This is a genomic window from Sphingobacterium sp. IITKGP-BTPF85 (genome assembly GCF_001006065.1).
GTDB lineage: Bacteria > Bacteroidota > Bacteroidia > Sphingobacteriales > Sphingobacteriaceae > Sphingobacterium > Sphingobacterium anhuiense.
The window spans coordinates 1-12,729 of the sequence record NZ_ASZT02000038.1 but is presented as its reverse complement, the minus strand read 5'-3'; the positions used below and the strand labels follow the sequence as shown (position 1 = coordinate 12,729).

Annotated in this window: 12 protein-coding genes; 9 read left to right on the top strand and 3 right to left on the bottom strand. The window is 34.6% G+C overall.

Annotated features, from left to right (window positions below):
• The first annotated feature begins 87 nt into the window (after positions 1-87).
• The 6 genes from L950_RS09825 to L950_RS09800 all read left to right on the top strand — a co-directional run bounded on the left by L950_RS09825 (position 88) and on the right by L950_RS09800 (position 6,632).
• The gene (locus L950_RS09825) at positions 88-720 is read left to right on the top strand and encodes a WG repeat-containing protein (protein WP_021191425.1); all 633 of its coding nucleotides are present in this window, start codon (positions 88-90) and stop codon (positions 718-720) included.
• 151 nt (positions 721-871) lie between these two features.
• The gene (locus tag L950_RS09820; RefSeq protein ID WP_021191424.1) at positions 872-2,389 is read left to right on the top strand and encodes a WG repeat-containing protein; all 1,518 of its coding nucleotides are present in this window, start codon (positions 872-874) and stop codon (positions 2,387-2,389) included.
• A gap of 53 nt (positions 2,390-2,442) precedes the next feature.
• Complete coding sequence (locus L950_RS09815) at positions 2,443-2,910, top strand: hypothetical protein (protein WP_156169641.1); 468 nt, start codon at positions 2,443-2,445, stop codon at positions 2,908-2,910.
• A gap of 164 nt (positions 2,911-3,074) precedes the next feature.
• Complete coding sequence (locus tag L950_RS09810) at positions 3,075-4,922, top strand: WG repeat-containing protein (protein ID WP_021191422.1); 1,848 nt, start codon at positions 3,075-3,077, stop codon at positions 4,920-4,922.
• A 222-nt stretch (positions 4,923-5,144) separates the two neighbouring features.
• Positions 5,145-5,678, top strand: coding sequence for a hypothetical protein (locus L950_RS09805; RefSeq protein ID WP_021191421.1), 534 nt, complete (start codon positions 5,145-5,147; stop codon positions 5,676-5,678).
• 81 nt (positions 5,679-5,759) lie between these two features.
• Positions 5,760-6,632: a hypothetical protein gene (locus L950_RS09800; protein WP_021191420.1), complete on the top strand. Its 873-nt coding sequence runs from the start codon at positions 5,760-5,762 to the stop codon at positions 6,630-6,632.
• 103 nt (positions 6,633-6,735) lie between these two features.
• Here L950_RS09800 and L950_RS09795 read toward each other — a convergent pair whose 3' ends face one another.
• Positions 6,736-7,803: a DUF6688 family protein gene (locus L950_RS09795; protein ID WP_021191419.1), complete on the bottom strand. Its 1,068-nt coding sequence runs from the start codon at positions 7,801-7,803 to the stop codon at positions 6,736-6,738.
• Positions 7,804-8,059: 256 nt separating this feature from the next.
• Here L950_RS09795 and L950_RS09790 point away from each other — a divergent pair, with 256 nt between their 5' ends.
• From L950_RS09790 to L950_RS09785, 3 genes are all read left to right on the top strand, one after another.
• Positions 8,060-8,452: a hypothetical protein gene (locus L950_RS09790; RefSeq protein WP_021191418.1), complete on the top strand. Its 393-nt coding sequence runs from the start codon at positions 8,060-8,062 to the stop codon at positions 8,450-8,452.
• A 166-nt stretch (positions 8,453-8,618) separates the two neighbouring features.
• Positions 8,619-9,098 carry a GntR family transcriptional regulator gene (locus L950_RS32660; protein WP_231577038.1) on the top strand — a complete coding sequence of 160 codons (480 nt, stop codon included), beginning with the start codon at positions 8,619-8,621 and terminating at the stop codon, positions 9,096-9,098.
• Positions 9,055-10,032, top strand: a complete 978-nt coding sequence (locus L950_RS09785) for a PLP-dependent aminotransferase family protein (protein WP_231577037.1) — start codon at positions 9,055-9,057, stop codon at positions 10,030-10,032. The genes L950_RS32660 and L950_RS09785 overlap by 44 nt, the downstream gene beginning before the upstream one ends.
• Before the next feature lie 316 nt (positions 10,033-10,348).
• Here L950_RS09785 and L950_RS09780 read toward each other — a convergent pair whose 3' ends face one another.
• The gene (locus L950_RS09780; protein ID WP_021191417.1) at positions 10,349-11,179 is read right to left on the bottom strand and encodes an aminotransferase class IV; all 831 of its coding nucleotides are present in this window, start codon (positions 11,177-11,179) and stop codon (positions 10,349-10,351) included.
• Between the two features lie 319 nt (positions 11,180-11,498).
• Positions 11,499-12,527, bottom strand: coding sequence for a hypothetical protein (locus tag L950_RS09775; protein ID WP_021191416.1), 1,029 nt, complete (start codon positions 12,525-12,527; stop codon positions 11,499-11,501).
• Positions 12,528-12,729: the final 202 nt, after the last annotated feature.

The following is a 12,729-nucleotide window of genomic DNA, read 5'->3' as shown; positions in this document are numbered from 1 at the left end:
ATGAGGATGTTAAAAGAATAAAATTAGCGGATTTCAGGGGTGTATTTTTCGGTTTAAAATCTAGATATTTGGAGAAACGGGTTATCAATGAAGCATATTCTTATTTTTTTACTCTTATTCTCAGCTGTTTTCGGTTTTTCGCAGACAGTTCAGACTGCAGATGCGATAGGCTTCGGAGGTTCGATGTCTCCATTAGTAAAAGTCAAAAAAGATAGAAAAGAATATTTTTATCATTTGGATGGCAATCATTTCATAGATGATGTGGAAGAACATGATGCAGATCTATTTGTTGTCGTGAAGAAGGGGCATTATGGTGTCTTGAATGATAAGGGAAACATGGTCGTTCCTATCGATTATGATGAAATTGAGCTCGCTACGGAATATGAAGGACAGTGGTATGCGGGAATACCATACGATTACAAATACATCATTTTGAAAAAAGATGGTAAAACCGGAGTCGCTGATGATAAGGGCAACATCATTATTCCCTTGCAATTTCAGAATGCCACAGTTATTAATAAAAATAGTATTGGAATTGCCAAAAATAATCTTTGGGGCTGGGCTTCAGCCTTTGATGGTAAATTAGTACATGAGCCTGAATATGAATATATCACAAAATTTTTGTCTGACGAGTATGTGGAGGTTCGCACGGCGGATAAAAGTGGACTTGCCAAAGCTAGCGGGCAAGTTATCATCCCGTCGAGTATGATGACTATTTAAGGTATATCGTAGGGGGTAAGCAGACCTATATTGAGGGAACCAAAAATAAAGAGCTTTATTTAATGGATACTACAGGTGCAATATTACTTTCAGGAAATGCCGATTATAAAGCAATTGAAGGATCAAAGCTCTTGATTTTTAAGCAAAAGACTTGTTTGGAGTTATTGATCCCACTACCCAAAAAGTAATTATACCGCCTGCATTTGAATCTTTGGATCCTTTTATTAGAAATCTGGGAATAGCCAAAAAATCCGGTAAATACGGAGTGGTTGATATGCAGGGAAAAACACTTTTGGATTTTCAATTTGAGGAGATTAGGTTTTTAGCGGCAAATGGCCATCATAAATATGACACCGGCTCCGATTCATTAACCGAGAAAATGTTGGCCAGAAAACCTCCAGAAGATGTCAGATTGAAGTTAATTTATGAGCAGCAGATAAACCAGGCACCCTATTTTATAGAAGTCACGAAGGCTGGAAAAAAAGGGCTGTACACTTGGAACGGAAAAACAATTATCCCCTGTGGTAAATACAAGAATATACAATTTCACTACTATAAAGGTAAGTCATTCTTTCTTGTAGACTCCGAACAAAAATCTGGAATAGTGGATGAAACTGGAACCGAAATATTGCCAGTACAATACAGATTTAATGATTCTTATCAATATTCCAAAGAAGCAGTACAAAACGAATTCGATCTCGCTAATCGTTTTATTGTATTTTCAGAAGGAAAAGAAGAAGGAAGTATTGCATTAAAAATTGGATTGTTTGATCTGGATCAAAACAAGATTATTTTTGCAGCGCATGAACAGTATATTACATTAGTGAATCATCGATTCTTTCTACTGCGGAAACTGATTGCCAATTATAATTACGAGTTTTTACTCTATGATATCAAACAACGTAAGCTTCGTAAATTAGGAGCTGATATTACCGACGTACATGTGGTAAATGACAGTTTTCTGCAGATCGAAACGAAAGAAGGTGTTTATCAATTGACCACTTTTGATGGTACAAAGATCTATGCCAACCCTTCATGGAAGGTAGAGGGTAATTATCACCTTATTCGTTTCCCCAATTATAATAAGCATGCTTTGAGTGGGTTTTATTTTGGACTGAAAAAAATATATGCGGGAGAAGGAAATCTTTTTATTGATACCTTAGGTCAGGAGAAAAGATTTACAGACATTGATCAAGTTGATTGTTTTTACGATGGATATGCTGTTGCAGCAAAGAAGGTCGCAAATAAAGAAGCTTCAAGTGCATTCAAATACCTGAAAGGAATGATTGATTTGGAAGGTAAAACAGTCGTTCCATTTGAGTATGATGAGGTGTATGCCGTTGGCGCAGATGCTGAAATGTTAGTTTTTGCTAGAAAAGATAGCCAAATGCTAGTACGACGAAACGGTACGGTTATTTTAGGAGCAGAATACCATGATATAGAGACAAGTAGTGCTTATCCTAATTTTACCTTTGCGAAAGGGGACAAGTATGGATTGGCAGATTGGTCTGGTAATATCCTTGTAGCACCTCTATATGACGATATTCGCAGGAATTATGAAGGAGATCAAAAAACCTGGCCCTTATTGTTAAAAGAGGGAGACTGGTATTACTTCGTTGGGAAAGATGGTCAAAAGTATGCCATAAAAGCAAAAGAACGCTCTTTTTAATCTAAATATAATCGCTTATGACATCATTTTCATCATATTTAAAATACAAGAATTTGAATTCTGTACTTACTGCATGCTGTTTTGCTGCAACACTTTGTTTTTCACATCCTGCAGCAGCACAAATAAGCAGTTCCTATGTTGAAGATGATCGTATGGCACCTTTTAGAAATGGCTTCGCGAAAATAATAGATAAAGGTCAGGTTTATTATATTAATGTGCAGGGGGAGAAAATTGAACTTGCAGAAACTACCCCCGTAAGTTTTAACGATGCGTATTCAGTACAGGATTATCAACGTGAGATTAAAGAGGAAGCAGATTTCCTTCCAAAAACTGTATTGAAGTATCTGAAAAATGGAAAAATCGGAATTATATCGCCAAAAGGAGATATTTTGTTAGCAGCAGACTATGATGATATTGACATCGAATATCGGCAGTTCTGGAAAGTAAAGCGCAATGGAAAGGTAAGCTTATTTTTAGCAGATAAAACTTCTTACCTTATTTCGAGGATATCGGATATTTAGATGGTGCATATTTTGATGTTAAACAAAATGGGAAATGGTATTTATACAGTAAATCGCAAAATAAAGTAACGACTAGTCAGGGCTATGATTCATTTGATTATTGTGGGGGATGTGGCAATGGTTCAACCTATGTATATGCACAGCAAAATGGTAAGTGGGGAGTAATGGATTGGAATGAAAAAGTGCTCGTTCCATTTAAATACGAGCATGCACATTGGAATATGAGGAGTGATAACTGGGTGGCTTCCTTTTCAAAAAATGGACAACCGCTTATCATACATATACCATCAAAAAGAGAGTTTGTTGATGCCAAAATATTAACGGGGGTTTTGCTTGTAAAAGAAAATAATAAGTATGGTGTATACGGGCAGGATGGTGATCTGAAAATACCATTTGATTTCGACAATATCGAACTGCCTAATGATAATTCATATTTAGGTTATTATGGAGACTATCTGGTGACCACAAAACAGCATAAAAAAGGGATTTCAGACTTATCAGGGTCAGTTATTATACCAAATGAATATGATGAAATAAAAGTATACGACGATTATTTTGTTGGTAAAAAACAGCAAAAGTCTTATCTGATGGATAAGACGCGGAAGGTACTTTTCGAAATCGAGAATGGAGAAATTACACATGTCAATGATTACTTTTACTCATCTGGCAGTAATAACTTAGCCATTTTTAAGATTAAAAAAGGGGCATATTATGGTTTGTATTTTGCCAGCACAAACACCAGTATTGAGCCACAATATTATAAGATTGATCTTTTTAAGTTTAAGAACAACGAATCAAAAGAGCAATATATCATTACGGAGAAAAATAAAATCTCTAGCCTATTTGATCAAGATGGACACTTGTTGTTAAGCGACTTTGAAGGGATTTCCGAACTTTATGATGCACCAGATAATCTAATGACATTCATCAAAAATGGACAAATGGGCATTTACGATTTAGATACAAGAAAGGAAATCATTCCACACGTTTACGATAGCTTTATTATGGGGAAATTCGGGAATAGAAACCTTATAAAAGCAAACAATGTGCGGAAAAAAGAGGCAGATGATATGGATAATCAGAGTAGTGATCTGTATGATCTTGCAGGAAAAAAGATCTTGCAGACAGCTATTCAACGAATAGACACCATTGGAGTTCAGTACTGTTTAATAAAAGATATAAAAGGAAAATACCTTTTACTCAATATGGATGACATGGAGCTGCAGACATTTAATTATCAATCTGTTTATCCGATTAATAATCCTAATCTTCTATTGGTGTCGAAAGATGACAAAACCGGGGTCCTTTATGATATTAGGACAAAAAAAGTATTCAAAGGAGCATATAGTTTAACCTATGTAAAAGAAGGTTATCTGCCAAAGGATCCCGGTAAGGAAACGGTGATCTTGCCCTATAAAGGTGACATGGCTTTGCTGTACAATGAAAAAGGATATGGCTATATCAACAATACGGGTGAGGTAATCGTCTCACCGCAATATGTTTGGGCATTTGATTTCCGGGGCGATGCCGCTATGGTATGTCAATCTGAAAACTCAGACAGCCGTGCATCGGTGTTTAAAATGGGTTTTATCAATAAAGAAGGAGCTCTGATCTTTCCGTTAATATATGACCTCACAAATTCAAGGCTAAACCACGAAGAATCTGTTTTTATTAATAATTCAGTCTTTTTACCAAAAGTAAACGGTTATGAATATCTGTATGGATTGGGAGATCTTACCACAGGAAAAGAGGTGCTACCAGTTGAATACACACAAATTCGGGCCCTTCAGAATGGAATTTATTTCCTGCTTCAAAAAAATAACAAATTTGGCATATCGGATGCTAAAGGAAACATAATATTGCCAATCGATTTCGAAGAAATCTTATTTGATGCACCGACCTTTTTCGACTCACCTTTAGATGCAAAGCAAAACATCTTCCCGTTGCTAGTTTATCGGGACGGAGTCTGGAAATATATTTACGAAAATGGAGATTTTCTCAAAATTAAGTAAACGTTGATCACTACTATAATAACTTTTTGAGTAAAAATAGAATTACTATTTGGATAGGATTAGTATAAACTGAAATACAGATGCAAGGTCTGATAGCTATTTTTATTTTATTATTTCGCAATAAATATTACCAGTGTTCTGTCATTGCCATAAAAATTGTTACATTGGAGAATTAATTGCATTTTTATGAATAGAATAGTTTTCGCATCCCTAATATTAGTTATGAGTATTGTAGATTCATTTGGGCAATCTATGAAAATTACAGCAAATGGTTTTGTTGACTTCGAAGATACAAGTAAGAAATATATTGTTTTAGAATTTCCCAACATTCCAAAAGATAGACTCTTCCTTGAGACGATAAAGTTTATTAATGCAAATTATCCTAGACCAGAGGAAAATACTAATGTCATGGAAAATGAACAGATCGTAATTAATGGGCATGACTGGATTAAAGTTGGATTGGGTTTTTTTAGTGGGGGTATTGATATTGATGCCCAGTACTACTATAAATATGATCTCCAATTTAGAGATGGCAAGATTCGCTTTGAACCTTTATTTGATTGTTTAAAATTTGAATCGGGTACAACTATTTCCTTAGTCGGTAAAAAATCATTTGGAGGCGGAACCAGCGGTCTTTTCAATGAAAAGGGAAAAATAATTAGTGACAAAGAAGTAATATTAGTTGATCAGCAGATCAATAATTTTATTCATTCTTTGATGAAAAAAATTACGTCAATGACCAATGAGAGTTGGTAATTTTTATAAATCTCTATCTATTTGGAATATAGCTTATTAATTGTTATTTTTGAATTGATACTCCCGAGTAAGACTTAAATTATGTTTAAAAGGATCTGCTTTTTACTTTTATCAACCTGTTTACTAATTTCATGTTCTGACAAAGAACTTGGTTTACTTGTCGATGAAATTGAAGTAGAACATCTTAGTGGCGAAGACGAGAAATTACCGATAACATTAGTTGCAGATAAGAACAATCAAAATTTCTACGAGATGGTTATGTTTGAACTTAAAGACAGTACTTATAATGGACCAAATGGATCAATGCTAATTCCTTTAAAGTATCAAAATTTAGATTCCCTGACCTGGGAAGTTGAAGGAAGTGCAAAGAAAATATATCTTGTAGTGAAACAATCCGGAGGATATCGTTTTACTACAGCTTGGGGGCATTATTTTTATTTACCAGGAAATTACAAGACCTACTTAAAGGGATATAGAGGTAAGGACTTAGTTGTAAAGGATTCTGCAACAATCTATATTTCCGGTGATGGAGACTTTTTGCACGTTAAATGGAATGAGGTAAACGGTGATCCGAATCAAAATATAGGCTATGCCAACAATGGAACACAAGATTATGAATTTCAGGTGTACAGCAATAAAATTGGTAAAGAAATATTCTCCCAATTAAATGTACGATTTGACCAACTGGACTATAGGAAGTTCAATCCTGAAATAGGAAAACGAGAACTGGAAGTACTTACACCTTATATTTCCGCCCTATATGGAGAGCCTAAGTATGTTGAAACAACTAAAGGTATCCATGTCAAGTTCAAAAAGCTTTTTAAGAAAAGTGTTAGAGCGGGACAGGTGATCAAAATCTGGCTCGGTAAAACTTCAAATATTGCTCTTTTAAAGAAAGATTCCTGGAAGGAAGATGGATTTGGCTATGAAATCCATGCTGAACCAAATCATTAAATGAATTAGTAAAATTTGATCGCAATTATCTCTGTTTTACATTTTAAAAGTAAAACCAGCCATGATAAAAGAGATATAAAGTTGATTTAATTGCTGATAGTGTTTATAAAGCATATTGTTTAGCGATCTTCTCTTCAGGTTTTTCAGTGCATAAATACAGGCAAAAGATAAAAAAGTACTCCAGAGGTTTCATCAATCTGTATACCATATTAGATTTTTGAGGCGTATTAATCTTTTTTGATAAAGGATAACCAAAACGATCATAAAATCTTCTGATGACTTGATGTACTGATGGAAAATGATCTGAAATTAGTTCCTCGAAAGCATTGGCAACGAGTAGTTGCCTGTTGACAATAAGTTCATTTCCATGCCTTTTTCCTAAACGAAGTGGTTTTACAATCGTTGGATCTCCACAAACAGCGACAGTACATAAGTAATGCCCCCTATGATCTAAAAATGGTGGATGAGTTTTAGTAGAAAAATTCCATGTAGTTGTTTCCGTAAATACTTTTGTAATGGAATTTACTTCCTGTCCAAATAAAACCAATATAGCAAAAATGAGCACAAAAACAGGAATGAGAAATACTAGAACAAAAACGGGTTGATGGCTCACATTTGCCATTTTCGTGTTCAGGTAGTTAAGAAATTTATTCGAGTAATGTTTATTTGTTGCGGATATAGCTTCTTCTCCGATACATCTAAAAATTAAAGTAAACGCAGTCACCGTATATGTGACGGGCAGGAAAAAGAACAACCAGGAGTCGTAGAATTGCGTATTCGATGAGATCTGTATTAAGACAGCAATGCTCATAATTATTCCGATAATGACAAAAATCAATGACAGTACAAATAGAAGTGGAGGTACTGATCTTCCTTTTAACCATAGCTTTATAATTCCAAACATGGCAAGTGCGAAAAAAGTAACTAATGTCAAGCTATGTTCTAAAGCAAATGGAGAGTAACCGCCGTCGACAATATCGATTGCTTCCGTATAGTGCGAGCCATAAAGCATAAGTCCGAAACCAAATAGTAGAATCGAAATACAAAAAGCAACAATAATAAGGTACTCCATAATTTTAGTAGAGGTATTAGCTTTTTTTCGCAACTGTTTATAAACCCAAAATCCTAGTAGTGGAAATGAAATTAGAAAAAATATGATCAGAAACTCCATTGGCTTTTATACTGTAGTTTATAGTTAATGGGTACAATTTTTTATGAATATAATCAAAATAAGGAAAGGTATTGCGTTCTCAATTATTTTTATTACTGATGATATTCTTTTTTTCGATGTCATTTTAAGATGTGTAAAATTAATGGTTAGGACTTTTATAAAAAATACTAGCTGTACCTGTGAAAATTAGTATTTCTGTATCTGTACCCACAGAAATACAGTCTTTAAATTTGCTTATCACCAATACAATAAGAAGATGAAGATTAATGAAATTAATGGATTTAAGATTGTAAATTTTTATTTGTCCGAACTCAGCACTGTGGTTTCTTTATATAAAAAACACAAGGAGAAATCCGATTTTGAGGGAAAGGACGCAAGGATAAGTATTTTGACAGCCGAATTTGGACTCCCTTTAGCAGTGATCATGCAGGCTAAAGAAGTGATTGGCTATGCATCTGCAATTATTAATCATGCTAACAAGGTTGAAATGACTTGTTTCTTTTTATCAGAATTTCATCAAGTCGAGTTTAAGGAAGCATTAGAAATCAAAGCAAAAAGAAATTATATCGAGACATTCGGAGATGATGATCATAGCATCTCTAAACTTAAATTGGCGATTGAACGACTTATTGATTGGCTCAACCTTTAAACTGAATGAAAAGGTGAATATTTAAAACGTATAACATAGCGGCTGTTAGATATATTCGATATCCTAAAATATGTAAATTGCAGCATGTTCTATATCCAAGAATCTAAAAGCAGTGAATAATAAGATTAAAAAAATAGAGGAAGATAATTAAAATAGAATAAAGTCCATGAAGAAAGAATCCTTATACCTCAAGATTGCTCATATTATTGAAGAACAGATTGTCACCGGAACGATGCAGTTAGGTGATAAACTCCCTTCGCTACGTGTGGTTCAGAAGATGTATCATGTGAGTATCAATACGGTTAAGCAGGCCTTTCTAGAGTTAGAAAGCAGGTCTCTGATTGAATCTAGACCTCGATCCGGTTATTTTGTAAGTAAAATAACGCAACGACGTTTATCACTTCCCTCAGTTAGCCGATTACAAGCCCCGAATAATGAGCATGACCAGGAAGATCTTATTGATAAAGTTTATAACTCGCTAAAGAAGGAAGATCTGACACAGTTCTCTTTAGGCGTTCCTGCACAAAGTATGCTACCGATAGCAAAACTAAATAAAGGAATTGTGAATGTGATACGAAAACTTGACGACGGTGGGACCAGTTATGAACTGCGCAGGGAAGTATCAATTAAGAAGAAGCATCGCTAAATGGAGCATGGAGTTTGAAGGACAACTTACTGAAGAAGATCTGGTGACCACTTCCGGAGCCATGAATGCTATTTTTAATTGTTTGTTAGCCGTGACAAAGCCAGGTGATACGATCGCAATGGAAACACCTGTATACTTCGGGACAATTCAAATAGCCAAGTCACTTGGACTTCATGTGATCGAAATACCTTCCCATCCGATTTCTGGGATCGATATGGACGCATTAAAGAAAGTTATTTCTAAAATAGATGTATGTTGCTTCACCGCAAATTTCAGTAATCCATTAGGCAGTCTTATGCCAGAAGAAAACAAAATCGAACTGCTGAAGATGCTTACAGAACGAAATATACCGTTGATCGAAGATGACCTTTACGGTAACCTTTACTTTGGCACCAATAGACCTAAGCCCTGTAAAGCCTTTGATGAAGCTGGAATAGTCATGTGGTGTGGTTCCTTTTCAAAGACACTTGCACCGGGGTACCGTGTTGGGTGGGTAGCGCCAGGGAAATTCAAGAAGAAGATCATCCGGCAAAAACTGCTGCAGACCATCTCAACACCTGTTTTATATCAGGAGGTTATTGCAGATTTTATGGAGCATGGCCGTTATGACCACCACCTTCAAAACTTTAGAAATAAGCTATATTCAAACTGCTTTCAGTACCAACGCGCTATCGAAGAATATTTTCCTGATAATACAAAAATATCACAACCTCAAGGCGGATTCGTACTCTGGCTTGAATTGGATAAGAGAATTAATACAGCGTCCTTGTTTGATAAAGCCATCCGTCAGAATATAAGCTTTGCACCAGGTAGAATGTTTACACTGCAGGACCGTTATCATAACTGTATGCGGTTAAATTTTGCATTAGAATGGAATGATCGGATCCATGCCGATTTGAAACGGTTGGGTACGATCGTGAAGAATGCATTTTAAACATTTCTTATGATTAAGATCCTACGTTAGTTCATCAAGTTCAATTTCATCTTTCTTAGGCCCAACCCCCAATAATGGTTTCAATTTCACGATCCAATATAAGCACCTTTTAACAACCTTCGTTGCTTCATATGCAGTTACGAGCCCCGATCACTTTCGATGATATATGTTACATATTGCTCCATGCCAACATAATTTAGTTTTTGAAGTTAAGAAATTTTGAACAGTTTAAACTTATGTTTTAAACTTGCTCTAGCTATTACTGAAATGATTTTTATAGATAATAGTTTCTCCCGATTTTAGAGATAATAATAAGTTATGAAGGATTGTAAACCAATTCCTGCAGCAGTTCTTGTAGACGCATTGTAAGAGGACCCACTTGTTTGCCAAATTCTTTATATCCCAATAAAGTAGTTACCGGAGTAATATTTTTGGTAGTAGAACTAATAAATGCCTCACTTGCCGATGCGATTTCCTCCACGCTAATGTTACGAACTTCCACGTCCATGATGGTTTTTGCCAATTGGATAATTTTTTTACGTGTTATACCCTGTAAAACATCGTCACCCGCAGTTAACAATTTGCCATCTTCACTTATTAAAAAGAAGTTAGCACGCGGACATTCCGATATCAAGCCGTTTTGTATGTAAACCACATCGTCAGCCCCCTGCGATTTAGCTGCCTTAAGCGCCTGTATACCCATAACATAATCGATAGATTTGACGAGACTAAATGGACGGTGATAGTGAAAAGGAAGTAGTTTCAAACCTGTACTTTCCAACACTAAATTTCTTTTTAAAGCTTGCTGACTGATAATTAAATTGGGCTCAGCAATACTATACCCATCACTACTATACCCTCCAGTCAATAAAATTTTAATCCCAGAATCTGGAATAACATTCGCTTCCATTAAAGTTATTATTTGAGCTCTCAATTCATCTCTGGAGTAATTTACTGGTAGATCCATCAGATTTGCCGATTGAAAAAAGCGATCAAGATTATCCTCTAGAAATATAGGAATACCATTCACCGTTTTGAAAAAATCAAAAATACCGTAGCCGCGCACAATAGCAAGATCCGTAATTGATAATTTAGCTTCGTTTTCAGGAATTAATTTTCCGTTGAAGATCACATAGAGCGTTTGCATAAACTTTTTTATATTAAATTTTCAGCGAATACAAACCTATACAATCTTATAGTGAAAAACAAGCTGTAGTTGCTTGTTTAAATGATCATTTTAAATTAAAAAATTTCTTTTGGATTAATAATCAACAGTATTACTTTTATAAGTTGTTTTAAAGTGCAATTTGAGTATTGTTTAAATACTTAGAGCTCTTTGTGCCAAACAGCTCTAAGTAAAATGTTTACGATCTTCTTTTTGTGTAGTTTGGAAGGTGTTGATACTTATGATTAGAATCGTTAGTAAAACCATTTTTAAAATTGTATTTTGAAGAATTTGTAATTATTTATAATCCTAAATATGAATTATAAGCTTCGATAAGAGCTTGTTTCTTTTTTTCATCCTTTACAAAATTATCTATAGGTACTACACCGTCATTTCTAAAAAAATCAATTAGCGTATTGTTTTTTTCTGAAAAATTGTTCCATTCTTGGGAAACAACTTTTTTACCAGTATAATTCGTTACATCGATCATCCATGAATTGGTATTTTGATTACTTCCGCCGATAAATTGAATTGATAAGTTCTCTTTTAATGGTACTTCATCTTGAGGTTTATCTGTCCACATAGAGGGGCCAGGTATAAAATATTTATTAATTGTTGGTGACAACCAGCTCCCAGTATGAGTTTGTTGATTATTACGATAGAGATAATCCATTCGTTGTCCAACTTTAATTCGTTTTAAAACATGAGTTCCATAAAGGGAAATGATTTCTGTGGCCGTTTTTGTTTCAAGGTCCTTTTTGAATTGGGCGGTTACATATTTATATTCAGTTTCGACAAAATTTAAATCATATATTTCAAAAAAAGCAAATAATATGACTTGCGAAACTCCTTCATAATGATAGGTTAATGATTTAAACGTGGTGTCATTCTTAAATGATGATTCAAAAGTCTCTTTAAAAATATGCTTATATTTAGCTATTTCATCGCTACTCAAGCCAGCTCTTTCACCCATAGTTCTGATACATTCTTCCCTTGTTCCACTTATTTCTAGTTCAGGACCACCCATTGAAACGAAACCTGACGAGATCCTTCCGTTATCATTATGAAGGGCTTCAATATCGATTACTTTGTTTCTTGTAAATGCCGGATGTGCATATTTACCAGTAATATCATAACCATAGCCAAGCATAAAATATTTTTCCGTAGGATCTATTCTTTTCCAATTTATAATTGAAGTATCTGATAGATCTATTCCTGTAAAATAAGGATTAATTTTTTCTTCGCGAATGACTACCTTATCATCAGTTGTTTTATTGCATGAAGCAAATAGAAATAAAGAAAGTGCGAAAAGAGGTAATTTACGTATCATGACATTATTTTGCGAGTCAAAGATAAAAAAACTTCTTTAAATATTACATATCACTTGCGTCCTAAACGTTTAAAAAGTGGGGGGTGTTTGGATATAGCAAAGTTGCTATATTTAAATTGCAAAATTATAACACACCACCATGATAAATTTAAATGTTTTTAGTCAGATTTTATCTCTTATCGACCGCGAATTATTTAAATCG